This is a genomic window from Longimicrobium sp., assembly GCA_036377595.1.
Taxonomy (GTDB): Bacteria; Gemmatimonadota; Gemmatimonadetes; order Longimicrobiales; family Longimicrobiaceae; genus Longimicrobium.
The window spans coordinates 1-23,331 of sequence record DASUYB010000176.1; the positions used below are offsets into that span (position 1 = coordinate 1).

Consider the following 23,331-nt stretch of genomic DNA (forward strand, 5'->3'; position numbering starts at 1 on the left):
ACCAACTCCGGGTGAAGTATAGGTGCGTCCCACCGAATCTCGTGCTGCCGCGATTATAGATCCTTCGGCCTGCAAACGCTTGCGCAGACGCTGATTACGGTCTGGCCGGCCTCAGGATGACGTCAGCTTGGGATCAGTCCGCGTGCATCAACTTTATTCCCGGATTTCCTATGATACCGGATTCCAGGATCAACTGTGCATTGGGGACTGTCATTCCGAAGGCGCTGCGCCGCCCTATTCTCCACGCCAAAGCTGTGGCGCCTGAGGAATCTGTGGCCGGCTCCCGAGCCACAGGCCGCCTGTCGCTCGGACGCATGACATAGATCCGGGCAGCAAACAGTATCACGGGATCAGGGAGATCGAATGGCGGAGTGGGATGCGGAGCGGGAGGTGACGCCGGAGCTTGCGCTCGACCTGGTACGCGAGCAGTTCCCGGGGATCGGCCGCACGATCGCGCCGTTCGGGTTCGGGTGGGACAACACCGCGTTCCTGGTGGACGGCGACATCGTCTTCCGCTTCCCGCGGCGGGAGATCGCGGTGCCGCTGATCGAGCGCGAGGCGCGGCTGCTCCCGCGGATCGCCCCGCGTCTCCCGCTCCCCATCCCCTGCCCCGCGTGGATCGGCGCGCCGTCGGAGCGATTCCCGTGGCCTTTCGCCGGCTACCGGATCCTGCCCGGGCGGCTGGCGTTCGGCCTGGCGGACGACGAGCGCCGCGCCGCCGCCCGCCCGCTCGCCGAGCTCCTGCGCGCGTTGCACGGCATCCCCACGCACGGGCTGGATTTGCCGGGGGATGAGTGGGAGCGCACCGACTTCGCGCGCCGCATGCCGGAGCTTGTGGAGCGCCTAGGCGGGCTGGAGGCGGCCGGCGTGATCGACGATGCGCGGCCGTGGCTGCGGCTGTTCGAGGCGGGCGATTTCCCCGCGCCGGCAACGCACCGCGTCCTGGTCCACGGCGACCTGGCGGAGCGGCACATCCTCGTCGATGGCGCGAACGGCGTCTGCGGCGTCATCGACTGGGGCGACGTCCACGAGGGCGACGCCGCGCTCGATCTCACCATCCTCTACTCCTTCCTGCCCCCCTCCACCCGCGACGAGTTCCTGCGCGTCTACGGCGATGTGGACGCGCGGACGCTGCGTACGGCACGGCTGCGCGCGGCGTTCGCCTCCACCTCGTCGACGTACTACGCCTGGTCGATCGGCGACCTGGAGTGGGTGCCGATCGGGCTCGCCGCGATGAAGCTCGTGCTGGAGGAGTGATCGGGCCTGCGGGGAGGGCGCCAGCGCCTCGCCAATGGGTGGGAAGACGAGGCTGCATGGCTTCTTCACCGGCCGGTTGATGCGACGGGCGCAGGGGAAGGCCGATCTCGAGCAGGTGAACCGCCTGATCCGCGAGCGGCTGGATCCATAGGAGGGCTGCTTCACCGACGAAGGGCGGCAGCCTACCAGCCATGGGTCGCCGCCCTTTCGTTCTCTGGAGCGCAAGAGCCTCGCGCCACGACAGGTGCTATCGATCCGAGCCGGTAGGGGGCTTGGGGCAGGAGTCGGAGCACGAGTCGTTCACCACGTCGCGCCCCTTGTCGACCACCTGCTGAACGGTCGGCTGGACGACGGCCGGGGTGGACTTCGCCGCTTGGTCGACCGTATTCACCGCGCTGCAGGCAGTGGCGCAGGCGGCGTCGTTGTTGACGTTGCTCGAACTGCTGTTGTTGTTGCTGCTGCTGCTGCTGCTCTGGCTCGTCTGCGAGCTGCCGGTCTGCGTCTGGGCGCTCGCGACTCCGGCGCCGCAGACGAGGAGCGCGGCCGTCAGGATCAGGATCCGGTGGTTCATGATTGCCTCTGGTTTTTCAAGGGTGAAATGATGGATGCGAAGAGCAAAGATCCCTGCTCCAGCCGTGAACGCGAAGCCCTCGCATGGCCCGTCATCTCTCTGATGGAGGGACAGGCTTCGCGAATTTCCTGATCACGTCCTTGGCCGAGCGGGGACGCCAGACGCTGTGGCGAACGATCAGCCCGGCTCTCGGGCGGTGAGCGCCTCGCTGATTGGGCGAGCACGCGTGCGCAGCTCGCGGTCGGCGCGGGGGGTGAGGAGGCGCAGGTCGCGCGGCCGCTTCGGCGTGAAGTCGCGGTTCAGGCCGGGGACGATGCGGTCGTGCAGCCCGTGCGGAAGCGCCAGGAGCACGGCAAGCGTGTAGCGGCTCACCGCCTCCGGTCCGGCGAGATGCCAGACGCCGGAGAGGCGCTCGCGCGGCATCGCGGCCAGCTCCCACAGCTGGGCGGCCAGGTCCTCCGCCGCGATCGCGGAGCGCAGCTCGTCGGCGAACGCCGGCGGGAGCGTGCCGTCGCGCAGCTGGGCGACGGTGGCGTCCTCCCCGTCCGTGCGCACGATCAGCGAGGTGCGCACGACCGCGGCGGTGGGCGCTAGCTGGCGGACGACGCGCTCCGCCTCGGCCTTGCGCCGCCCGTAGTCGGTGATCGGCGACGGCGGGTCGCTCTCGGCGTAGGGTGCGTGCTCGCCGTCGAACACCACGTCGGTGGAGATGTGCACCAGCGCCGCGCCCGTGCGCCCGCACGCGTCCGCCACGTTGCGCGTGGCCAGGATGATGTCGCGCTCGAAGTCCGTCCTCCCGTACGCGGTGTGGATGACCGCCTCCGGCCGGACCTCCGCGAACAGCGCCTCGACCGCCGCGTCGTCCGCCAGGTCGACGACGTGCGCCTTCGCGGAGGCTGGCACGGGCGTCGTCCGCTGCGTCGCATGCACCTCCATCCCCGCCGGCGCCGTCGCGATCAGCGTCCGCCCCAGCAGTCCGCCGCCCCCGGTGATCAGGATCCGCATCTGGATTCCGGATGAGGTGAATTCCGCAAACTAAGGAAAATCATGGAGATGAGTGGATTGCTGTCACAGGCGATCTAGAGCGGCGGGAGCGCGGCGAACTCGTTGCTCGGCCCCAGCAGCGCGCGGAGGATGCGGCGCGCGTCGTCGCCGATGCCGGGCGATTCGCTCTCGCGCGGTCCGGCGACGTTGAGGGTGCGGACGTTCGCGACCTGCAGCCAGCGGCGGAACATCCCCACGTCCTCGCCAGCGCCCGCGTGGAAGAAGTAGACTGGCTTCCCCAGCCGCCGCGCCACCTCGCGTGTGAGCTCCGTCCCCGCGCTCTCCGCGCCGGTGGTGAGGATGAGCGTGGCGTCCGAGTCGCGCACGTTCCACTCCGTGCGCTGCGCGGGATCGGCGGACGGCGTCTCGCGCAGCGGGTAGCGCGCGTCGATCACCCCATCTTCCGCCATCCTCCCGGCCGGGCACCATCCGCCGCACTCGATCCCCAGCTCCAGCGCCACGTCCAGCGCCGCCCGATCCACCCCTGTCTGCCCGCCGCTGACGATCTTCATCTACCCAAAAACAATGTGATCACAATGCCGCGCGAAGGCTCGGCGGGTTGAAACCCGCCGCTGGAACGTCAAGAAGTCCGCCTTCGCGGACTCCCTGGGCCAATGTCCGTCGCGCGCGCTGGCGCCTCGTACGCACCGAAGCCGGTAGTCCGCGAAGGCGGACTTCGTGTGGTCGTTGCAGCGAATTCATTCGCCCCCAACGACTTGTGCCGCGCTTCTACAGCCGGTACGCGCTGGTCACCAGGCGCTTCTCCTCCTCGCCCTCGATCAGCGCCTCGACCTCGACGAAGGGCTCGAGGCCGCTGCCGCTGAGCTTTTCGCGAAAGAGCTCGTCGAGCTGGAAGACGCCGGCGGAGTTCGACATCACGATGCGCAGGCGCACCGGCTTCTCCTCGCCGTTCTCGATGTGCACCGAGTCGATTGCCGCCGCACTGATGGAGTGGATGCTCATCGTGCGCTCGATTCCCAGCGAGATGCGCGAGCGGCCCTTGGCCATGTCCAGCGCGTCGGCCACGCGCACGATCCCCGCCTCCAGCGTCAGCGGCTTGCCGCCCGAGCGGTGCGCGATGATCGCGTGCAGGATCTCGGCGCGCAGGATGGTGGCCGTTCCCACGTCGTAGATGCCGTCCAGCAGCTCGCGGATCTTGGGCTGGGCCACAAACAGCGACATCTCTTCGTGCCCGCTGCGGTGGATGGACATCCCCAGGTCGTGCATCAGCGCGGCCAGGGCGACCACCACCTCGGCGTCGTCGGTCGACATCCCGTAGTTGGCGACCACGGACGGCTCCACGCCGTGCTCCACGAGCATGCGCAGGAGCTTGACCGCGATGTTCATCACGATCTTCACGTGCACGGGGCCGTGGTCGGTCATCCCCAGGCGCTCCACGGCGTTGACGTTGGCCGCCAGCCAGAGCGCGTACAGCTCGTCGTCGTGGTTGATGCGGTCGATGACCGCGGTCAGTTTCGCGTTGGCGCGGCTCGGCACGTTCAGCGCAAGCCGGTGCGAGAACCGCTCTTCCACCGTCCTTCCGAACGCCGCCCTGAGCTCGGCGGCGGTAACGGATTCCGCCATCTTGTCTTCCCTTCCCTCTTCTTCCGTGTGTGTCGTCTCGCCCGTGTTCAGCCTCGGCCGAGCGGGTGGTCGGAGGCGAATGAATTCGCTGCAACAACCACACGAAGTCCGCCTCGGCGGACTACCGGCTCCAGTCCCGCCGAGGTTTCATCGCGCGCGACGGGCATCCTCGACAATTCCTGCGCCAGCGTCATGCCACGTGCGCCATCACCCTTCACCCGCGAGCTCGCCGGCGATGAAGCGCGCGGCCTCCGCTTCGGCCCAGAACTCGGGCTCCCACGGCTGGCCGGAGATGAAGCCGACGTGGCCGCCCCGCTCCACGATCGCCGGGACGAGCGCGGGGTTGGCGGCGATAGCGTCGCGCGGGATGGCGTCGGGCGGGACGAACGGGTCGTCGATGGCGTGCACCAGCAGCGTGGGAACGCGGATGCGGGGCAGGAACTGCGCGCTGCTGCTGCGGCCGTAGTAGTCGTCCACGCCGTCGAAGCCGTGCAGCCGCGCCGTGGCCGCGTCGTCGAACTCGCGGAAGCTGCGGGCGCCGAGCACCCGCCGCTCGTCGCACGCCTCGCCGATCAGGTGGCGCTTCTGGCGAAACTTCTCCTGCAGCGAGCGGACGAACACGCCGGTGTAGAGTCGCCCCGTCACCGACGCGTCGAGGTAGTCCGCGCCCGCGCCCAGGTCGAAAGGGATGGAGATGGCCGCCGCCGCGCGCACCCGCGCCGAATCTCCCATCTCCCCCAGGTACTTGAGCACGACGTTGGCGCCCAGCGAGAAGCCGACGGCGCCCAGCGCCACGCCCGGGTTCCGCGCCGCCAGCAGGTCGAGCACGAAGGCGATATCCCCCGTGTCGCCGGCGTGGTAGAAGCGCGGGAGGCGGTTGGGCTCGCCGCTGCAGGAGCGAAAGTTCAGCGCTACGGAGCGGATGCCGCGGTCCCACAGCTTGCGGCAGGTCTCCAGCACGTACGCCGACTCCGAGCTCCCCTCAAGGCCGTGGACGACGAGCACGAGGGGCGCTTCCGCGGGCGGCGCGGGGCGGCCGGGAACGGCGGCGAAGTCGAGGTCCAGGAAGTCGCCGTCGGGGGTGTCGACGCGCTCGCGGCGGTAGCGCACGCCGGTGCGCGGGCGGAGGTAGCGCCCCGCCACGGTCTGCGCGTGCGCGCCGGGGAGCCACCACGCCGGGCGGAAGGGCGTCGGCGTGAACGGATGCGGCGCGCGGGGCGACGGGTGCGGGGTCCTTTGCGTGGCTTGCATTCCCCAATCTAACTTGCCCGTCCAGTGCCGGCGGCCCGCCGCCACGTCCCGATCCCGCACCTCGCCTGGATGCCCGCCCGTGTGGCTCCTTCCCGTCTTCTCCGCGCTTTCCCGCAACGCGCTGCGGCTGTTCTACCGCCTGAAGATCTCCGGCGAGCGGGTGCCGGAGGATGGGCCGGTGCTGCTCGTCGCCAATCACCCCAACTCGCTGCTGGACCCGGCGATGGTGGTGGCCGCGGCGCGGCGGCCGGTGCGCTTCCTGGCCAAGGCGCCGCTCTTCGACATGGGCGCGGTGGGGATGCTGGTGAAGGGCGCGGGCGCCATCCCCGTCTACCGCCAGCAGGACGCCACCGGGCCGACCTCGCAGAACGAGGACACCTTCCGCGCCGTGTGGGCCGCGCTGGCCGAGGGCGCGGCAGTCGGCATCTTTCCCGAGGGCACCAGCCACAACGAGCCGTCGCTGGTGCCGCTGAAGACCGGCGCCGCGCGGATCGCGTTCGGCGCGGCGCAGCGGACAGGCGGCGCCTTTCCCATCGTTCCCGTGGGCCTGTCGTTCCGGGAGAAGGAGACCTTCCGCTCCGACGCACTGGCGGTGATCGGCGATCCCGTCGAGTGGGACGATCTCGCGGGGACGAGCCCGGACGACCGCGACGCCGTGCGCGAGCTGACGCGGCGGATCGACGAGGCGCTGCACGACGTCACCGTGAACCTGGAGCGCTGGGAGGACGCGCCGCTGGTGGAGACGGCCGAGGCGGTGTACGCGGCCGAGCTGCCGGTGGACGCCTCGCCCGACGCGCGGGTGGCGCGGCTGCGCGAGGCCGCCGAGGGGCTCGCGCGCGTCCGCGCGGAGGGGCGGAGCGAGTGGCGGCGCGTGGCGCGCGAGGTGGCGGCGCACGGGCGCATCCTGCGCGTGCTCGGCCTCACGCCGAGGGAGCTGAAGACGAGCAACCGCGCGGACGCGGCGCTCGGGTGGACGGTGCGGCAGCTCGCGTTCTTCGGCCTCGGCGCGCCCGTCGCCGCGCTGGGGATCGCCGCGTACTGGATCCCCTACCGGCTGACGGGCTTCCTCGAGGCGCGGCGGGGCGAGCTGCGCGACGTCCGCGCGACGTTCAAGCTGCTCGTCGGCGGGATCCTGCACCTGCTGTGGACGGTCGCGATCGCCGCGGTGGTGGGATGGAGATTCGGATGGATCGCCGCGCTGGCCACGCTCGTCGCCCTGCCGCTGGCGGGCTTCGTGGCCATCCGCGTGACGGAGCGCTGGGCCGCCGCGACGGCCGAGGCGCGGCGATTTTTCCTCCGCGCGCGGCGGCGGGAGGAGATCGCCGAGCTGCGCACGCGCCAGGCCGAGCTCGCCCGGCGCCTGCACGCGCTGTGGGAACAGGTGCGGGTGTAGTTCTCGTGCCGTTTCTCAGGATTTACCGTGCATGCCCATGTTCCTGAACTGAAGAGTCTCACACGGAGGTAACGGAGGAACTCCGATCCGCGTTCAGTTCCTCCGTTACCTCCGTTCCCTCCGTGTGAGTCATTCTTTTGGGGATGCCGGAATGCAGCTACAATCACCGCCATGACCGCATCTCACGAATCCCCCCCGACGCTCGACGCGATGGAAGAGGCGGCGCGCGCGTCGCTCTCCGAGGCCGCGTACCACTACTACGCGGGCGGCGCCGAGGACGAGGTGACGCTGCGCGCCAACCGCGCCGCGTTCGGCCGCTTCTACCTCCGCCCCCGCGTGCTGGTGGACGTGGGCGAGGTCGACCTCTCCGTGGAGCTGCTGGGCGAGCGGCTGGCGATGCCGGTGCTGCTGGCGCCGACGGCCTTCCAGCGGCTGGCGCACTCCGAGGGCGAGCGCGCCTCCGCCCGCGCCGCGCGCGCGGCCGGCACGCTGATGGTGGCCAGCACCCTCTCCACCACCACGGTCGACGACACCGCCGCGGCGGCGCCCGGGCCGCTCTGGTTCCAGCTCTACGTGTTCCGGCAGCGGGAGATCACGCGCGCGCTGGTGGAGCGCGCCGAAGCGGCGGGGTGCACGGCCGTGTGCCTCACCGTCACCGTTCCCGTGCAGGGGAACCGGCTGCGCGACAACCGCACCCGCTTCCGCCTGCCGCCGGAGCTGGAGATGGCCAACTTCAGCGGCCTGCGGCAGGCGGTGCTCCCCGAGGCGGCGGGCTCCGGCCTCGACGCCTTCATCGGGCGCGAGTTCGACCCCACGCTGACCTGGGACGCGGTGGCATGGCTCCGCTCCGTCACCCGGCTTCCCGTGGTGATCAAGGGGATCGTGACGCCGGAAGATGCCGCGCTGGCGGTGGAGCACGGCGTGGACGCGGTGATCGTGTCGAACCACGGCGGCCGCCAGCTGGACTGCGCCGAGCCCACCCTGCTGGCCCTGCCGCGCGTGGCCGACGCGGTGGCCGGGCGCATCCCCGTGCTGATGGACGGCGGCGTGCGGCGCGGCACCGACGTGGCCAAGGCGCTGGCGCTGGGCGCGCGCGCCGTGCTGGTCGGCCGCCCCGCGCTCTGGGGGCTGGCCGCCGGCGGCGAGGCGGGCGTCGCCCGTGTGCTGGAGACGCTGCGCGCCGAGCTCGCGCGCACCCTCGCCCTCCTCGGCCGTCCCTCCGTCTCCGCGCTCGACCGCTCGGCCGTCACGGAGATCCCGGGCCTTCTGCCGCCCTCGCCGTGATTGTGATGCCCGCCGGGTTTTCCTCCGTTCCCTCCGTTCCCTCCGTTACCTCCGTGTGAGACTTTTCGGTTGTCGTTTACGTACCCATCGCTGCGCGACTATCTTGCGCCGACCCGCCCGTCCCGTCCTCTCCCGCCCACGGCCCCATGATCGAAACCGAGATCGTCTCCGAGCCGACGCCGGTCTATCCCGCGCACCACCTGCCGCACCAGATCACGCGGCGCGCCGTGGTGGGGTGGGTGCTGTACGACCTGGCCAACACCATCTTCTCGATGGGCGTGGTGTCGCTCTACTTCTCGCTCTGGGTGCGCGACCAGGTGGGCGCCGAGCGGGCGGACTTCACCTACGGGCTGATCACCGCCGTCTCCATGGCCATCATCTTCCTCGTCTCCCCGCTGCTGGGGGCCATGACGGACCGGGCGCCGCGCCGGATGCCGTTCCTCGTCACCAGCACGGTGATCTGCGTGGTCTTCACCGCCCTGCTGGCACGCGCGGGGTTCTGGCCCACGGCGGTGCTGTTCGTGATCGCCAACGTGGCGTACCAGGCGGGAACGCAGTTCTACGACGCCATGCTCCCCGAGGTCAGCACCGAGGAGAACCGCGGTAAGGTGGGGGGGATCGGGGTGGGGATCGGCTACCTGGGCTCGTACCTGGCCGTGGCGCTGGGACTGATCCTGAAGACGGACGACAAGCCGCGCCTGTTCCTGGCCATCGCCGCCGCGTTCCTCGTCTTCTCCATCCCCTGCTTCCTGTTCGTGCGCGAGCGCGGCAACCCCCGCCCGAGGCCGATCGGCTGGGCGATGGTGAAGGACTCGACCTCGCAGACGCTGCGCACGCTGCGCGCGGGGCAGCAGTATCCCGGACTGGTGCGCTTCCTGGTCGGCCGCGTGTTCTACACCGACTCGATCAACACCGTGATCTCGATCATGGCGCTGTACACGGTGAACGTGGCGGTCAGCACGGGGATGAGCGAGGCGGAGGGGCAGAAGACCAGCCAGTTCATCATGCTCTCGGCCATCACCTTCGCGGTGGCGGGCGGGTTCATCTGGGGATGGCTGACCGACCGGCTGGGGCCCAGGCGCACGCTCAACTACGTGCTGCGCGCATGGATGGGCGTGTTCGCGCTGGCCGGGCTGGTGGGGATCGTAGGATTGCCCCTGGCCTTCCTCTATGTGGTTGCCGCGGCGGCCGGGTTCTCGATGGGCGGCGTGTGGGCCGCCGACCGGCCGTACATGCTGCGGCTGACGCCGCCGTCGCGCGTGGGCGAGTTCTACGGGCTGTACGGGATGGTGGGCCGCTTCAGCGCCATCACCGGCCCGGTGCTGTGGGCCGCGTCCACGTACGTCACCATCCAGCTGCTGCACCTGGCGCCGCGCGTGGGCCAGGGGCTGAGCGTGATCCTGCTGATGGGGATGATCGTGGTCAGCTACGTCATCCTCCAGCCCATCTCCGACGCCCCCCGCGAGTGGACGGGCGACGATGCGCTCCCCCACCACGCCGCCGGGGAGCCGGCATCGTAGCGGGGACGGGACCGCAGGGGCTCACGCAGAGTCAGCAGAGTCAGCAGCAACTGCAGCAGGAGATGGAGGCCGCGGCGGCGATCCGCGGCCTCGTGTTGAGACCAGCGGCTCAACCAAAGAACTCCAGCGGTTTGAATGGACGCGCTCACCGATTTCGCGATCAGGTACGATGATCTGCTGGCATACGTGCTGCGCCAGGAAGGCGATTTCATGCCGATCCTGACTGAAACCCTGATCGATGCCTGGATCGACCATTACTACGACATGATCACGCACGATCCGTACATCCTCGACGTGCCTGACCGCGGATTCAACTTCCTCTTCGATCTGACGCTCGCGAAGTTCGCCAAGGACGATCCCTCGCGCCCCGACGACCGCGTTGTCGCGGCGTACGGACTCTCCCGTGCTCCCGAAGCGAAGCGCGACGCATCGCGAATTCGCGGCTTCGGACCGATCGGCAGAGACAAGGGTGCGACGGACAAGGGCCACCTGATGGCGCACAGCATGGGCGGCTCCCTCGACATCAACGTTTTCCCCCAGCGCCCGAGGTAAACCGTGGCCGCACGGCTGAAGGGAAGCGCTATCGCGCGATGGAACGGTATGCGGCCAAGCACCCTGGCACGTTCGTTTTCTCACGTCTGATCTACGGCGATAACACGTGGGTACCGCAGGCGCTGGAGTACGGCATTCTTCTACCTGAACCACGCCTGTGGATAGAGCGATTTCCCAACTGAGCGGGAACCCTGCAAACAGATGGAGGCCGCGGCGGCGATCCGCGGCCTCGCGCGTTCGGAGCCCGCGGCATGATCGTTTCAGGGCGCGCGGGTGACGGAGACCAGCGGAAAGGACGGGCGAGTGGCGGGGTGGAAGGAGCACCTGGAGCGGATCGCGAGCCGGGTGGAGAACGCGCTCGACGAGCAGCGCGAGCGGCTGGGGATGGCCGGCGAGCGGCGGCCGCGCATCGACGCGTACCGCGGCTACGGGCCGGGGAACCGCGTCTGGGTCAAGGCGCGCGTGCTGCGCGGCGCCCCCGCGCCCCGCTCGCGCGAGCGCGACAGCGTTTGGCTGAACCTGGCGTCCACGCTGCAGCGCTTCGAGAGCGACGAGATCCCCGGCGCGCAGGTGCGCGTGCGCTACCCCGGCGGCGAGCAGTTCCTCAAGGCCGACCGCGAGGGGTACGTGGAGTGCTGGGCCGAGCCGTCTCCCCCGCTGGCCGGCGGGTGGCAGGGGGTGGAGATGGAGCTGCTGGAGCCGACGGACGGCCACGACCCGTACCGCACCTCCGCGCCGGTGATCGTGCCGCCGGAAACCGCGCGCCACGGGGTGATCAGCGACATCGACGACACCGTGATCCGCACCGACGTCGCCTCGCGCCTGCGCATGGCGAAGAACGTCCTGCTGGGGAACGCGTACACGCGGATGCCGTTCCCCGGCGTGGCGCCCTTCTACCGCGCGCTGGAGCGGGGGGCGAGCGGGAACGCGCAGAACCCGGTCTTCTATGTCTCCAGCAGCCCCTGGAACCTGTACGACATGCTGGCCGAGTTCCTGGAGCTGCGCCGCATCCCGCTGGGCCCGCTGCTGCTGCGCGACTGGGGGCTGGCGCCGGTGGACATCGGCGACGAGGGGGGACATTCGGGGCACAAGCGCCGGCACATCGGCCGCATCCTCGATACCTTCCCCACCCTGCCGTTCATCCTGGTCGGCGACAGCGGGCAGGAGGACCCGGAGATCTACCACCGCGCGGTGCACGACCACCCGGAGCGCATCCTGGCCGTCTACATCCGCAACGTGAGCCGCGCGCCGGAGCGCGTGGAGGCCATCAAGGCGCTGGCGGCGGAGGTGGAGAAGGCCGGGAGCGCGCTGGTCCTGGCCGACGACACGCTGGCCGCCGCGCGCCACGCCGCCGAGCACGGCTGGATCGACCCGGCGTGCCTCCCCGAGATCGGCGAGGTAGCCGAGGACGAGCAGCGCCCCCGCTCCGACGCCGTCCGCCGCACCAACGAAGACCTCAGCGCCGGCGACGTGTAACGTCGTGAGTTGTCATTCTCGTTTCTTCAAAGCGAGGAATTGGTCAAACGCTCGGTCGATTACGTCGGACTCGACATCGCCGTGAACTGTCTTTCCAGCACCGAAGTTCAGGATTGATTGATCGTACCAATGAGCACGATACACGATTCTGCCGTTGTTATCGATCTGGTCAATGCCGCGCCACCGGTGATCCTGCTTGAGGAAAGCTAGCTTCTCCTGCGTCGACAACCTTCTCATTGGGAGCTCCTCTCCACTAGAAACACAAAACGGACCGACTCCCCGGAGTGGGAATCGGCCCGTCGCCAAGAAAGATCCGCGTTATGTCTTTCCAAAGATTAACCGAAATCGAGACACAGTCAAGTGTGTCCGACGCCGGGATAGTTGTCTCGCGCGGAGGTGGCGATTAGGGTGCGCCTGTCGGACAATTTACCCTGTGGCTCCCTTTCCCCCCATCCGCCGGACCGGGTCCCATGAAGCTGCGTCTCCCCCTCCTTGCCGCCGCGGCGGTTGCGGTGATTCCGCTCCATGCGCTCGCGCAGCGCGGCACGCCAGCCGTCACCCGGCTCCTGGCGCCGCTGCAGATGGCCGCGCCGATGAAGCAATCGCTCCAGACGGAGATGGTGCGCGTCTTCAGCGGCGACGGCCTAGCGTACACCGGCCCGGGCTCCGCCTACACGGTGATGGGATGCGAGGGCACGGAGATGGCCGCGAAGCTCGTCGACCTGAACGGCGATGCCACGCCCGAGGTGCACGTCGAGGCGCAGGGGACGTGCGTGGGCGGGATGGCGGGCGGGTTCAACTGGGTGTTCATCCGCAGCGCGTCCGGCGCGTGGCGGATGAACCTGAACTTCAACGGCGGCCTGTATCCCCTCCCCTCGCGCGCACTGGGATTCGTGGACGTGATGGCAGGCGGGCCGGGCTTCTGCCACGGGATCTGGCGGTGGAACGGGCGCGGGTACGCGCTCCTCTGCATCGCGGGCGAGGGCGGCCAGCGCTGCGACAATCCGTGCCCGCGCACGCTGAAGACCGACGAGTTCGGCGAGAACCTTCCCGCGTTCACCACGAGCCGGAGCGGCGCGGCGGGGTGATGCGGTGAGATAGCAGTTCAGCCCCCCCGATCGCTGCAACATGGAACGCCCGTCGTGCGCGGCCATCGATTCATGTGATGTCATCGTTCCTTGCGCCCTGCCCACTCCAGCAAGCGGGGATCTCATGAGATCTGTTCTTCGCGTCGTCCCGGTCTTCCTGATCATCTCAGCAACCATCGGCTGCGGCCGCGAGGGCGACGGGGCCCGGGAAGAGGTGGACAGCACCACAGTGGCGGCGGGCGACACCTCCGCCGCGGCCGCGCCCGCACCCGCGCGGCTGGACTTGGTCGGCGACCAGCTCGATCCGAACGGGTTCATGATCAATCCGCGCTGGGCCATGCAGGACGGCTCCGGCGCGCTGCCGAACGTCGAGACCGAGTGCGGCGGGTTCACGAAGACCGATCCGGCGGATCCCCACTTCATGAACGGATGCACCACCCACCGCAAGGGCATCGGCTTCGTCCGGCGGGCATCGTTCAACGTCCCCGTTCCCGGCGGGAACGCGACCGTCTGCAAGGCGGACCCCGACCACGTGAACTGGCGCGTGGGCGAGCGCGGGCTGGCGGGGTCGGCCACCGTCGGGGTCGGAAGCATCTACGTGGACGACGTGGCGTCGGACGGGGATCTCGACCTCTTCCTCCGCACGCCGGGCAATCCCGGGCGCACCAGCAGCGACCCGTTCCCCATCAACACCGCCGGCGTGGCGGTGACCACCGGGGGAACGGCCGGGCTGGAGGTGGAGATCCTGCTGCGCGAGGTGGCGGACAAGTTCGAGACGGACTTCTGGTCCGACCTCATGCGCGCGGTGGGGCTCGCAGGCGGGGGAAAGAACCTGGCCGCCGCCCGGGAGCTGATGAACGGGCGCACCGCGGTGGTGACCGGGGTCTTCGGGGTCGACGGGGTGCACGGCGCGCACTCGGAGATCCACCCCGTATTCGCCATGGCCGTCCGCAGTGTTCCCGAGCGCATGCACGACACCTGGTCGGTGTTCGCGCGGGCGAGGGGGTCCGAGGGGATGTGCTCCGACACGCTGCAGCGGCTGACGCTTCCGGCCAACCGCCTGCTCCTGTGGGTCCCGTGGAGGCAGGGCGCCACGAGCGCCAGGCTGCGGTTCGTGCAGCACCGGCAGGTCGTGTGGCGTGACAGCATCGGCGGGCCGCCGATCGCGGTGCCCATCACCTTCGGCAGTGGCGTGCGGGCGTTCGCGGAGGGAGAGCTGAAGATCGACTGGTTCGGCCCGGTGGTGGACGACCGGCGCCGCGACGACCGCTCGCTCCGCTGGAAGCGCAAGCGCGTGGGCGACGAGCAGGTGGTGGAGGCGGCGCGGGAGCGGACGCGAACGTAAGTCCGCGCTTCGCGGGGGTATCCGCCGAACGCCGCGACAGGCTAGATTGGCGCACCTCGACGAAGGGTGCGCCAATCCTTTTTCCGAACACCGGGAACGTGATCAACGCCATCTTCCACGCCCATTCCGGGCTGCGCTTCGCGATTCTCCTGGCCGGCGTGGTGGCGCTGGTGATCCTAGCGCTCGGCGCGTCCGGCGACCGGCCGTACGAGCGGCAGTCGCGCGGCGCGCTGGCCATCTTCACCGGCCTGCTGGACCTGCAGATCCTGCTGGGGATCGCGATGGTGGTGCTGGGGTGCTTCTACGGCGCGCTGATGGGGCACCTGATGATGATGCTGCTGGCCGCCGTCGCGGTGCACGGGACCAGCGTCTACGCGCGCAAGCAGACGAACGGGAGGCGCGCGCACACCATCGCGCTCGTCGGCCTGCTGCTGGGGCTGGGGCTGATCGCGGGCGGCATCGCGGCCATCGGACGGTCGCCCATCTCCAGCAGCCATCAGCCGACCTGCCCGGCGGCCACGAAGTAACCCGATCGCATCTCACGTATCATGAGCGAACCGACTTCGACCCTGCCCCGCGACGATTCGGCCGACCTGCGCGCGCCGGTGGAGGGGCACGACGGCATCTTCGTGATCCGCGGCGGCGGCAACGTGCGCGGGTGGAACGGCATCCGCTACCGCACGGGGATGAGCGCGAAGAACGTCGGCTCCAGGCAGCTGTCGATGAACGTCGCCACCATCCCGCCCGGCGGCGTGGCGTACGCGCACATCCACGTGGACTTCGAGGTGATGCTGTTCATCCTCGAGGGCCGCGTGCGCCACGAGTACGGCGACGGATTGAAACAGGTGGTGGAGAACGAGGCGGGCGACTTCATCTTCATCGCCCCCGGCGTGCCGCACGAGGTGTTCAACATCAGCGACACCGAGCCCGTGGTGGCCGTAGTCGCGCGCTCCGACGCCAGCGAGTGGGAGCACATCGTCCCGTACGACCGCTCGACGGGGAGTACGGGTTCCGCGGAGGGGTGAGGCTTTCTTACATCGGCGCTTGCTGCTACGGCCGATGTCGCGGAGTATGCGAGTGAACTCGCGGCTACGACGACACGCAGTCCGCCTTCGCGGACTTCCCGGGGCGACGCTCCACGCTCCTGACCCCAACGTACTCGCGCACTTCCGCACTCACGCACGCGAAGGTCGATGCTGAAATACGAAACCGTCATCCCCCCGCACGTTTCCGATGGCGCGCCGCTCGTCGTGCTGATGCACGGCCGCGGCGCGGACCGTTTCGACCTCGTGGGGCTGGCGCCTGCGCTGGCGCCGGACGCGGTCGTCGTCACCCCCGAGGCGCCGTGGCCGGGGATGCCGTGGGGATACGGCCCCGGCTGGGCGTGGTACCAGTTCCTGGGCCGCAACGTCCCCGAACCGGAGAGCTTCGAGCGCTCGCAGGCCGACCTCGCCGCGTTCCTGACCGAGCTGCCGTCGCGGCTCCCCGTGCGCACGGGGCCGCTGGTGCTGGGCGGGTTCAGCCAGGGCGGGGTGATGTCGATGGCGTACGCGCTCCGCAACCCCGGCACGGTGCCGCTGGTGATGAACTTCAGCGGCTTCCTGGCCCGGCACCCGTCCATCCGCGTGGCACCCGACACCGTCGCGGGGACGCGCTTCTTCTGGGGCCACGGCACGATGGACCCGGCGATCCCGTTCGAGCTGGCCATCGAGGGCCGCGCGCAGCTGGGCGACGCGGGCGCCGACCTCACCGCGCGCGACTACCGCATCGGCCACGGCATCTCGCCCGACGAGGCACGGGACGCGCGCGAATGGCTGGCCGACGCCGTCGCCGCGCTGGGGTAACGCGCCGATCAGAGTTGCCGATTCACAGGATACCGCCAGGTGTCATCCTGAGGGCGCGATGCACCGTAACTCGCGTCCGGACATGATCCTGTCGCGCCCGAAGGATCTAGAATCGGCGTGAGCGAGGCCGGCGCGAACGGGCGAGATTCGCCCCGCCCGGGCAAGATCCTTCGGCAGCCGCAATAGTTCGGCGCGCGACGAGAGTACATCCGACGGCTGCCTCAGGATGACACCGGGGGGTGTTCTCGATCTCCGATTGGCCTTTCTTCTCGTTCCCATGATCATCGACACCTCGGCCATCACCCCGCGGCAGCGGTACGAACTGCTGACGTCGCTGGTCGTCCCGCGCCCCGTGGCGTGGGTGTCGACGCGGTCGGCGGCGGGGCACCCGAACCTGGCGCCGTTCAGCTACTTCGCGGCGGTGTCGCCGACTCCGTTCCTCGTCTCCGTCTCCATCGGCCACCGCCGCGGCGAGCCGAAGGACTCGCTGCGCAACATCCTCGACACCGGCTGCTTCTGCGTGAACGCGGCCACCGCGGGGCAGCTGGCGGAGATGAACCACAGCTCGGGCGAGTATCCGCCGGAGATCGACGAGTTCGCGCACGCGGGCGTGCCGATGGCGTGGGGCGAATCCGTCGACGCGCCGTACGTGGCCAACGCGCCGGCGGTGCTGGAGTGCCGCCTGTTCAAGCACGTCGATCTCGAGGGCGCCGCCAACACGCTGGTGATCGGCGAGGTGCTCCGCGTCCACCTCGCCGACGGCCTGCCGATGCAGGACGGCACGATGTTCGTCGACACCCGCGCGCTGTCCCCCGTCGCCCGCCTCTGGGGCGACTTCTACGCGCTGGTCGGCGAGACCCCGTCGCTCGCCCGTCCCCCCGCCGACGCGCCGCCGCTGCAGCCAGAGCTGAACGAGTGACTGGGGAGCATCCTGCGACTTCACGAAAACGGGGACGGGACACCGGTGGTGTCCCGTCCCCGTCTCGTCCGGCCCCGGGCCTTCCTCAACGCACCGGCACGGCGATGTCCTCTTCCGGGCCGCCGGAGTCTTCGGCGATCTTCAGTCGGTCTGCCGCGGCGGTGCGCAGCTCGGTGATGAGCTGCTCTTCCGTGTACACCCGGAGTGCCTCGAGCTTCTCGTGCGTGGGTGGCAGGGGGATGAACAGGTCGTCGGAAGCGTGCAGCCAGAGCGAAGCAACGTATAGCGCGGGGATCCGCAGCGAACGGAACTCGTACGCCGCGCCAGCCACCTGCGGCGCCTGCTCTGCCAGCGACAGCGCGTCCACGGTGGCCTTCACGAACGGACCCTCGTTGAAGTGTGTGAGCTCCACCCGGCCGGAAGCGCCCGGCGCGGTGACCTCGGCTGCGGCGATGACGCGCTCACCGTCGAGGAGGAGGTATCGCCAGGCCACCAGCCGGGCCGCCGCGGTCAGCCTACCGGCGGCGAGATCGGAGAGCCCCACGTGGTAGACCGGGTGCGGGATCGCGACGTCGAGCTCGGTCAGCCGGGCGCGGCGCAGCGCGGGCGTGGCCGGCGCCGGGTCCCTGAGCAGCCTCGCCAGTGCCTGCTCCACGGCAGACACTCCTTGTTCGGGCGGCGGGCTGGCAGTGTTAAGAGGCATGGCTCCTCACCCTTTCAGGGTTGGGTGAGATAGGTGTGCGTCCAGCTCCCGCTCCCCTGGTACGCGGAGCTGAACCCCGGGTAGGTGTACGACGAATCGCCGTACCACGGGTCGCCGATGTTCAGCCAATCGGCGGTCGTGGAGCAGTATCCGCGGATTGCACAGAAGTGCCCGCCTCCGCCGCTCCACCCGATCCGGCAGCACACCACACGTCCCGTGTCGATCTGTCCTTGGATGCTGGCATAGGTGATGGTCCCGTTCTGCCACGACGCGAGGTTGCCGGTGCGGGTCAAGGGGTCGCTCAACGTCCACGGCACGTTGCAAGCCGCCGAGTTCCCGGCCGGGCAGCAGTCGTTCCGGACCAGTTCCGCGTTCACCAGCGCGCACTGGGTCCACGTGCTCGCTGCATTGTAGAAATGGGAGACGCTGACCGTGGTGGCCGACCAGCACCACTGCGTCTGCTCCTGATGCTGCATGGTGAAGGCCAAGCTCCTGCACCGGATCAGGTGGAGCAGCCGCCTGAGCCAGTACCAGAGCGGGTAGATGACCTCGAGATACCACGGCAGGCGCTGAACTCGCAGTCTGCGCCGGGTCTGGGTCGCGATGAGCGGCAGCGGCATGGGTGCCTCGCTCGCGGTGTATGGCGGGGAGGGACGGCTGGGCAGCAGACAGGCACGCCCGCATGAATGCACGAGGGAAGCCGCATCGTCAAGATCAGCCGTTCGTTCCCGCTCGGCATGCGCCCTTAGAAAGAAATAGGGTGCGCGACGGGCTGCCATACGTGTAGGCCGTCGACAGCATGGCCGCGCGGCGGTGGAGCGCATGGACGGCGTGCGGGCCATCTTTGGCCCGAACGTCGTTTCCATTCCGCATCTTCCGAAGATGTAAAGGTTTGGCGAAGATCGGCTCAAACTCTGTCGGCGGCACCGGACCTGCCTCACCTTCATCGCCCGAGCGGCGAACCGCTGCGCAGGACGTCCCTACAGCCGACGACGGATGACACCGAATCCGAAGAAAGAGCCGGTGCATTCAGCAAGCAGCGGTGCTGTCTCATCGGCCACAGATCCTTCAGCCTGCAAGGTTTTGGGAAGACACTGGTTACGGTCTGGCCGGGCTTCAGGATGACGTCCAGGCGGTCATCGCACGAATACACCGACTGAATTCACGGATTTGGCATGACGCAGCAGATCGACATCACCCGCGGCCGCGCGACGGCGGCGCGGACGCAGGAATCGGCGGAGGGCGTGCGCATGCCGGGCGCGGAGGAGCCGTACTACGTGCCCGCCGGGCGCGAGATCGAGGTGTTCGCCGCCTGCCACGGGCGCGGGCTGCCGGTGATGCTGAAGGGGCCCACGGGGTGCGGAAAGACGCGCTTCGTGGAGCACATGGCGTGGCGGCTGAAGCGCCCGCTGGTGACCATCGCCTGCCACGACGACCTGTCGGCGAGCGACCTCACCGGGCGCTACCTGATCCGCGGCGGCGAGACGGTGTGGGCCGACGGGCCGCTGACCACGGCGGTGCGGCTGGGCGCCATCTGCTACCTGGACGAAGTCGTGGAGGCGCGGCAGGACACCGTCGTCGTCATCCACCCCCTCACCGACGACCGTCGGCTGCTGCCCATCGACAAGACGGGCGAGCTGATCGAGGCGGCGCCGGGCTTCCAGCTCGTCATCTCCTACAACCCCGGCTACCAGCACGCGCTCAAGGACCTGAAGCCCAGCACCCGCCAGCGCTTCGTCTCGCTCGAGTTCGACTTTCCCCCGCCTGCCGCGGAAACCACGATCGTCGCGCACGAGAGCGGGGTGGACGAGGCGACGGCGGCGCGGCTCGTCCGCCTGGCCGCGCGCGTGCGCAACCTGCGCGACCAGGGGCTGGCCGAGGCGCCCAGCACGCGGCTGCTCGTCTCCACCGCGCGGCTGATCGCGGGCGGCATCCCCGCCGACGAGGCGTGCCGGGCGGGACTGGTGGCGCCGCTCACCGACGACCCCGACCTGCTCGCGGCCATCTCCGACCTCATCGCCGCAACGCTTTGAGGGAGATGGGGATGGGTCTCCTCGCCCGCCTCCGCGGCGCCCGGCGCGCGCCGGAGCCCGACGCCCCGCCGCCCGTGGCGCTGGAGGACGTGCGCCGGCGGCTGGAGCTGCTCCTGGCCGCCCTCTACGATCGCCCCATCACCGTCGCCGCGGCGGAGGCGCCGCGCGCGCCGGGGCGCCTGCGCCGCCTCTTCCTCCGCACCCCCGCGCATCTCCAACCCACCGAGCCGCTCCCCGCCAGCGACGGCGAGCGCGTCTTCCTCCCCCCGCGCCTCCCGTCGGGCGAGGGAGACGCGGTCGCGCGCTACCGGCTGATGGCGGTGGAGCAGGCGGAGCGGCTGGCGCGCGGGACGGCGGCGGCGCTTTCGGGAGATGAGCCGCCGCTCGTCCGCGACCTCTATCTCCTCGCGGAGGGCGCGGCGGTGGAGGATGCGATCGCGCGGACGGCGCCGGGACTCGCACCCGCGCAGGCGGCGGAGCGCGCGGCCGCCCTCGCGCGACGCCCGGAGATGGACGTGCTCACGCCCGCCGAGCGCGAGGTGGAGCAGCTGGTCCGCGGCGTCCTCGCCGGCGAGGCGGCCGATCTCCCCGCCGCCGCCGAGCCCGCGGACTCGCTCGCCTGGGCGCGCGCGACGGCGGCGCGGCTGGCCTCCGCCGGCGCGCGCTACCGCGGCGTACCGCCCGTCGCCGCGTGGGGGACGGTGGTCGCGGCGCCCTCCGCGTCGTCGTCGGCGCGTCGGCCTCGCCTCAACCAGGACATCCACCGCTCCCGCACCACGCGCACGCGTTCGGCGCGGTTCGCCCCGCCCCTGCGGTACGCCGCGTCGCCCGGCGACGACCGGTCGGAGACGTCGATCAATGCCGCGGACGCCGCCAGCCCGACGAACATCGCCGATCCACGCGGCGGCTCCGTCACTTCCGGCGGGGGCGATGCGGACGCGGAGAGAGAGCCGCCGGACATGACGGGCACGTCATCTCCCGAAGCCGCCGGGAGGACGGCGGCGCCCGCGTCACCGCTCGAAATCCCCCCTCCCGCCGCGATCCCCTACCCCGAGTGGGACGCGGACGCAGGCGGCTACCGGCGCCCGGGCGCGTTCGTCCGCGTGGCCGGCACGGTGCCGGGCGACGGCGAGTGGTCGGCGCAGGTGCTGCGGACGCACGCCGCAACGGTGCGCCGCCTGCGCGAGCAGTTCGAGCGGCTGCGCGCGCGCAGGCTCCGCCTCACCGCCCAGCGCGACGGCGACGAGCTGGACCTGGCCGCCTGCGTCCGCGCGCTCGTCGACCTCCGCACCGGGCACACGGTGAGCGACCGCCTGTACGCCGCCGTCCGTCCCGCGCGCCGCGAGCTCTCCATCCTCCTGCTGGTGGACATCAGCGGCAGCACGTCGGAGTGGGTGAACGGCATCCCCATCATCGACATCGAGAAGCGGGCGCTGCTGCTGGCCAGCGAGGCGTTCGACGCGCTGGGCGACCGCTACGCCGTGCTCACCTTCTCCGGCAAGGGCGCGGCGAACGTCAGGATGCGCGTGGTGAAGGGCTTCGGCGAGCGTAACGGAGACGAGGTGCGCGCGCGGGTGGCCGGGCTGCGGCCGGAGGGATACACGCGGATGGGCGCCGCCATCCGCCACGCCGCGGACGTGCTGGCGCGGCAGGGCGCGCGCCACCGGCTGCTGCTGATCCTGTCCGACGGCAAGCCCAACGACGACGACCACTACCAGGGCTCCTTCGCCGTCGAGGACACGCGCCAAGCCGTGGCCGAGGCGCGCGCGCTGGGCGTCTTCCCCTTCTGCCTGACGGTGGACCAGAAGGCGGCGGCCTACCTCCCGCGCATCTTCGGCCCCGCGGGCCACGTGATCCTCCACCACCCCGAGCACCTGCCGCTGGCGCTGCTCAAGGTCGTGCGGGGATTGCTGCGGGGGTGATGGACGAATCGTCGGGTCTGCGTTCGGACGGGCGGCTGATGCTCGTTGCGAATCTAAGCCGGTAATAGCCCGACGTAGCGGAGGAGGGCCGGATTCGCGCCGCGGAGCTTGGCGAGGTAGCCATCCACCCGCGCGCGGAGCTTCTTCCACTCGCCGCTGCAGTGGTGCAGGCGGAGGACATCGTGGCGAAGCTTCTTCCAGAGCTTCTCGATCGGGTTCGTCCACGGCGCGTAGGTCGGCGTGTAGAGCAGCTCAATACGTTCCTCGCCAGCGACGCGCAGGATTTCCGGGTGGTAGTGCAGCGGCCAGTTGTCCCAGACGATCACCAGGCGGAGTTCGTCGCCGTAATGGCGGCGGATGCGGCGCAGGAACGCGCGCAGCGCCTTGATGCCGATCATGGAGCCGGTCTGGAAGAGCACGCGGCCGTCCTGCACGTCGAGCGTCGCGACGATCCGGCGGCGCGTGTTCGACCCCGCCGTATGCACAGCGGTGGGCTGTGCCCCGCCTCCACCTCCTTCGCAATGCCAGGTGCGCCCGGCGTGTGGCAGCCGGTAGAAGCTCGCCTCGTCGGCGAAGAGGACGCGCAACCGCTCGGGATCATCCAGCGCTGCCGCACGGATCGCGCGGATCGCCGCGACCTTGCTCTCGTACTGAGGATCGGGGCTGATCAGGTGGATGCGGCCGCACTTCCAGGAGATCCGCCACCGGCGCAGGCGGCGAATCACACCGCTGATGGTTTGCAGTCCCGACAGCTCGGGGCAGTGCTCGCGAGCCAGGGCCAGCGTCCAGCAGTCCGGACCGTCGTCACCGACCGGCTGGCTCAGGCGATCGGCCACCGCCTCGCGAGCCGGATCCGCTGGGGGAAAAAGGCCCGCGACATGCGGGCGCGGCTTCAGGCGCCCGGTGCCTATGAAGTCGTTGAGCCACTGGTAGACCGAGTCCGGATCGCGGGGCTTCAGCAGCCCGTGGCGTGCGACGTGGTGCGCGCTCATCCCGGAGCCGATCTTCAGGAGCGCGGCGGCACGCTCGCGCAGGTACGGCCGCTTGTCGTGGTCCCGAATCGTCACGAGGTAATCGTGCTGCTCCGGCGTTAGTTCCAGGCGTGCGGCGCTTGGCCATCGGGCGATCCTCCGCTGAGGTGAGTCGTCCCTCCGGAAGCACCAATAAGCCGTTGCCGACTTAGATTCGCAACGAGCATAAGCCGCGGCTCGAACATTGGGAAGCCTCGCAAACCGCGCGAGGCTGTTCGGCTCGTGATCAATCTTGGCTCGCTTACGTCGATGCTGAACGTCGAAGCGGCCGGAGCGCGATGACGCCCCGGCCGCTTCGTCGTCCACCGCCGCCATCACGCGCCGCCCAGCGGGTTAACCGGCAAGGTGCCGGCGGGCGCGAGCGCGACGTCCGCGCCATCCTCCTTCCAGCCATCCTGGACCGGGATCTTCTGGATGTACTCGACGGAGTCGACGATGCTGTTCACCAGGTCCGCCTTGCCTGCCATGGATGCCTCCAGTCCCGCCGGTGCCGCCCGCCGCGGAAGGGTCCGCC

Annotated in this window: 24 protein-coding genes; 14 read left to right on the top strand and 10 right to left on the bottom strand. The window is 70.1% G+C overall.

Annotated elements, in window-relative coordinates:
• The first annotated feature begins 363 nt into the window (after positions 1 to 363).
• Entirely contained in the window at positions 364 to 1,257 is an 894-nt protein-coding gene (locus tag VF092_29225) for a phosphotransferase (GenBank protein HEX6751409.1), read from the top strand.
• Positions 1,258 to 1,504: 247 nt separating this feature from the next.
• Here VF092_29225 and VF092_29230 read toward each other — a convergent pair whose 3' ends face one another.
• The 5 genes from VF092_29230 to VF092_29250 all read right to left on the bottom strand — a co-directional run bounded on the left by VF092_29230 (position 1,505) and on the right by VF092_29250 (position 5,707).
• A complete protein-coding gene (locus VF092_29230; GenBank protein ID HEX6751410.1) occupies positions 1,505 to 1,828 on the bottom strand; it encodes a hypothetical protein in 324 nt (107 codons plus the stop codon).
• Positions 1,829 to 2,005: 177 nt separating this feature from the next.
• Positions 2,006 to 2,833 (bottom strand): sugar nucleotide-binding protein, encoded by an 828-nt coding sequence (locus VF092_29235; GenBank protein HEX6751411.1) that lies wholly within the window; start codon positions 2,831 to 2,833, stop codon positions 2,006 to 2,008.
• A gap of 74 nt (positions 2,834 to 2,907) precedes the next feature.
• Positions 2,908 to 3,384, bottom strand: a complete 477-nt coding sequence (locus VF092_29240; GenBank protein ID HEX6751412.1) for a putative molybdenum carrier protein — start codon at positions 3,382 to 3,384, stop codon at positions 2,908 to 2,910.
• A 217-nt stretch (positions 3,385 to 3,601) separates the two neighbouring features.
• The gene (locus VF092_29245; GenBank protein ID HEX6751413.1) at positions 3,602 to 4,456 is read right to left on the bottom strand and encodes an HD domain-containing protein; all 855 of its coding nucleotides are present in this window, start codon (positions 4,454 to 4,456) and stop codon (positions 3,602 to 3,604) included.
• 207 nt (positions 4,457 to 4,663) lie between these two features.
• Positions 4,664 to 5,707, bottom strand: a complete 1,044-nt coding sequence (locus tag VF092_29250) for an alpha/beta fold hydrolase (protein ID HEX6751414.1) — start codon at positions 5,705 to 5,707, stop codon at positions 4,664 to 4,666.
• Between the two features lie 79 nt (positions 5,708 to 5,786).
• Between VF092_29250 and VF092_29255 the strand changes: the two genes are divergently transcribed.
• From VF092_29255 to VF092_29275, 5 genes are all read left to right on the top strand, one after another.
• Positions 5,787 to 7,100 carry a 1-acyl-sn-glycerol-3-phosphate acyltransferase gene (locus tag VF092_29255; GenBank protein HEX6751415.1) on the top strand — a complete coding sequence of 438 codons (1,314 nt, stop codon included), beginning with the start codon at positions 5,787 to 5,789 and terminating at the stop codon, positions 7,098 to 7,100.
• A gap of 171 nt (positions 7,101 to 7,271) precedes the next feature.
• On the top strand, positions 7,272 to 8,384 hold the full coding sequence (locus VF092_29260; GenBank protein ID HEX6751416.1) for an alpha-hydroxy acid oxidase: 1,113 nt from the start codon (positions 7,272 to 7,274) through the stop codon (positions 8,382 to 8,384).
• A gap of 146 nt (positions 8,385 to 8,530) precedes the next feature.
• The gene (locus tag VF092_29265; protein ID HEX6751417.1) at positions 8,531 to 9,904 is read left to right on the top strand and encodes an MFS transporter; all 1,374 of its coding nucleotides are present in this window, start codon (positions 8,531 to 8,533) and stop codon (positions 9,902 to 9,904) included.
• Positions 9,905 to 10,039: 135 nt separating this feature from the next.
• Positions 10,040 to 10,456: a hypothetical protein gene (locus tag VF092_29270; GenBank protein HEX6751418.1), complete on the top strand. Its 417-nt coding sequence runs from the start codon at positions 10,040 to 10,042 to the stop codon at positions 10,454 to 10,456.
• Between the two features lie 273 nt (positions 10,457 to 10,729).
• Positions 10,730 to 11,932, top strand: coding sequence for a phosphatase domain-containing protein (locus tag VF092_29275; protein HEX6751419.1), 1,203 nt, complete (start codon positions 10,730 to 10,732; stop codon positions 11,930 to 11,932).
• A gap of 12 nt (positions 11,933 to 11,944) precedes the next feature.
• Here the strand turns inward: VF092_29275 and VF092_29280 are convergent, their stop codons facing one another.
• Complete coding sequence (locus VF092_29280; GenBank protein ID HEX6751420.1) at positions 11,945 to 12,169, bottom strand: hypothetical protein; 225 nt, start codon at positions 12,167 to 12,169, stop codon at positions 11,945 to 11,947.
• A 233-nt stretch (positions 12,170 to 12,402) separates the two neighbouring features.
• Here VF092_29280 and VF092_29285 point away from each other — a divergent pair, with 233 nt between their 5' ends.
• The 6 genes from VF092_29285 (at position 12,403) to VF092_29310 (ending at position 17,128) form a co-directional block, all read left to right on the top strand.
• A complete protein-coding gene (locus tag VF092_29285) occupies positions 12,403 to 13,020 on the top strand; it encodes a hypothetical protein (protein HEX6751421.1) in 618 nt (205 codons plus the stop codon).
• 124 nt (positions 13,021 to 13,144) lie between these two features.
• Positions 13,145 to 14,365 carry a hypothetical protein gene (locus VF092_29290; protein ID HEX6751422.1) on the top strand — a complete coding sequence of 407 codons (1,221 nt, stop codon included), beginning with the start codon at positions 13,145 to 13,147 and terminating at the stop codon, positions 14,363 to 14,365.
• 98 nt (positions 14,366 to 14,463) lie between these two features.
• Positions 14,464 to 14,892 (top strand): hypothetical protein, encoded by a 429-nt coding sequence (locus VF092_29295; protein ID HEX6751423.1) that lies wholly within the window; start codon positions 14,464 to 14,466, stop codon positions 14,890 to 14,892.
• 21 nt (positions 14,893 to 14,913) lie between these two features.
• Complete coding sequence (locus tag VF092_29300; protein HEX6751424.1) at positions 14,914 to 15,390, top strand: cupin domain-containing protein; 477 nt, start codon at positions 14,914 to 14,916, stop codon at positions 15,388 to 15,390.
• Positions 15,391 to 15,558: 168 nt separating this feature from the next.
• Entirely contained in the window at positions 15,559 to 16,209 is a 651-nt protein-coding gene (locus tag VF092_29305) for an alpha/beta hydrolase-fold protein (GenBank protein ID HEX6751425.1), read from the top strand.
• 277 nt (positions 16,210 to 16,486) lie between these two features.
• Positions 16,487 to 17,128 carry a flavin reductase family protein gene (locus VF092_29310; protein HEX6751426.1) on the top strand — a complete coding sequence of 214 codons (642 nt, stop codon included), beginning with the start codon at positions 16,487 to 16,489 and terminating at the stop codon, positions 17,126 to 17,128.
• Positions 17,129 to 17,213: 85 nt separating this feature from the next.
• Here the strand turns inward: VF092_29310 and VF092_29315 are convergent, their stop codons facing one another.
• Together VF092_29315 and VF092_29320 are read right to left on the bottom strand one after the other, a co-directional pair.
• Positions 17,214 to 17,783, bottom strand: a complete 570-nt coding sequence (locus VF092_29315) for a hypothetical protein (protein HEX6751427.1) — start codon at positions 17,781 to 17,783, stop codon at positions 17,214 to 17,216.
• Between the two features lie 62 nt (positions 17,784 to 17,845).
• Positions 17,846 to 18,451 (bottom strand): papain-like cysteine protease family protein, encoded by a 606-nt coding sequence (locus VF092_29320; protein HEX6751428.1) that lies wholly within the window; start codon positions 18,449 to 18,451, stop codon positions 17,846 to 17,848.
• A gap of 555 nt (positions 18,452 to 19,006) precedes the next feature.
• Here VF092_29320 and VF092_29325 point away from each other — a divergent pair.
• Together VF092_29325 and VF092_29330 are read left to right on the top strand one after the other, a co-directional pair.
• Positions 19,007 to 19,864, top strand: a complete 858-nt coding sequence (locus tag VF092_29325; protein HEX6751429.1) for a CbbQ/NirQ/NorQ/GpvN family protein — start codon at positions 19,007 to 19,009, stop codon at positions 19,862 to 19,864.
• 11 nt (positions 19,865 to 19,875) lie between these two features.
• A complete protein-coding gene (locus VF092_29330; protein HEX6751430.1) occupies positions 19,876 to 21,786 on the top strand; it encodes a VWA domain-containing protein in 1,911 nt (636 codons plus the stop codon).
• 53 nt (positions 21,787 to 21,839) lie between these two features.
• Here VF092_29330 and VF092_29335 read toward each other — a convergent pair whose 3' ends face one another.
• The gene (locus tag VF092_29335; protein HEX6751431.1) at positions 21,840 to 22,853 is read right to left on the bottom strand and encodes an IS630 family transposase; all 1,014 of its coding nucleotides are present in this window, start codon (positions 22,851 to 22,853) and stop codon (positions 21,840 to 21,842) included.
• 278 nt (positions 22,854 to 23,131) lie between these two features.
• On the bottom strand, positions 23,132 to 23,284 hold the full coding sequence (locus tag VF092_29340; protein HEX6751432.1) for a hypothetical protein: 153 nt from the start codon (positions 23,282 to 23,284) through the stop codon (positions 23,132 to 23,134).
• Between the last annotated feature and the right edge of the window lie 47 nt (positions 23,285 to 23,331).

What these genes read in the sequence shown, in the direction of transcription:
- VF092_29225 (HEX6751409.1), top strand. Translation starts at nt 364, where the DNA reads ATGGCGGAGTGGGATGCGGAGCGGGAGGTGACGCCGGAGCTTGCGCTC.
- VF092_29230 (HEX6751410.1), bottom strand. Translation starts at nt 1,828, where the DNA reads ATGAACCACCGGATCCTGATCCTGACGGCCGCGCTCCTCGTCTGCGGC.
- VF092_29235 (HEX6751411.1), bottom strand. Translation starts at nt 2,833, where the DNA reads ATGCGGATCCTGATCACCGGGGGCGGCGGACTGCTGGGGCGGACGCTG.
- VF092_29240 (HEX6751412.1), bottom strand. Translation starts at nt 3,384, where the DNA reads ATGAAGATCGTCAGCGGCGGGCAGACAGGGGTGGATCGGGCGGCGCTG.
- VF092_29245 (HEX6751413.1), bottom strand. Translation starts at nt 4,456, where the DNA reads ATGGCGGAATCCGTTACCGCCGCCGAGCTCAGGGCGGCGTTCGGAAGG.
- VF092_29250 (HEX6751414.1), bottom strand. Translation starts at nt 5,707, where the DNA reads ATGCAAGCCACGCAAAGGACCCCGCACCCGTCGCCCCGCGCGCCGCAT.
- VF092_29260 (HEX6751416.1), top strand. Translation starts at nt 7,272, where the DNA reads ATGACCGCATCTCACGAATCCCCCCCGACGCTCGACGCGATGGAAGAG.
- VF092_29265 (HEX6751417.1), top strand. Translation starts at nt 8,531, where the DNA reads ATGATCGAAACCGAGATCGTCTCCGAGCCGACGCCGGTCTATCCCGCG.
- VF092_29270 (HEX6751418.1), top strand. Translation starts at nt 10,040, where the DNA reads ATGGACGCGCTCACCGATTTCGCGATCAGGTACGATGATCTGCTGGCA.
- VF092_29280 (HEX6751420.1), bottom strand. Translation starts at nt 12,169, where the DNA reads ATGAGAAGGTTGTCGACGCAGGAGAAGCTAGCTTTCCTCAAGCAGGAT.
- VF092_29285 (HEX6751421.1), top strand. Translation starts at nt 12,403, where the DNA reads ATGAAGCTGCGTCTCCCCCTCCTTGCCGCCGCGGCGGTTGCGGTGATT.
- VF092_29290 (HEX6751422.1), top strand. Translation starts at nt 13,145, where the DNA reads ATGAGATCTGTTCTTCGCGTCGTCCCGGTCTTCCTGATCATCTCAGCA.
- VF092_29300 (HEX6751424.1), top strand. Translation starts at nt 14,914, where the DNA reads ATGAGCGAACCGACTTCGACCCTGCCCCGCGACGATTCGGCCGACCTG.
- VF092_29305 (HEX6751425.1), top strand. Translation starts at nt 15,559, where the DNA reads ATGCTGAAATACGAAACCGTCATCCCCCCGCACGTTTCCGATGGCGCG.
- VF092_29310 (HEX6751426.1), top strand. Translation starts at nt 16,487, where the DNA reads ATGATCATCGACACCTCGGCCATCACCCCGCGGCAGCGGTACGAACTG.
- VF092_29320 (HEX6751428.1), bottom strand. Translation starts at nt 18,451, where the DNA reads ATGCCGCTGCCGCTCATCGCGACCCAGACCCGGCGCAGACTGCGAGTT.
- VF092_29325 (HEX6751429.1), top strand. Translation starts at nt 19,007, where the DNA reads ATGACGCAGCAGATCGACATCACCCGCGGCCGCGCGACGGCGGCGCGG.
- VF092_29330 (HEX6751430.1), top strand. Translation starts at nt 19,876, where the DNA reads ATGGGTCTCCTCGCCCGCCTCCGCGGCGCCCGGCGCGCGCCGGAGCCC.
- VF092_29340 (HEX6751432.1), bottom strand. Translation starts at nt 23,284, where the DNA reads ATGGCAGGCAAGGCGGACCTGGTGAACAGCATCGTCGACTCCGTCGAG.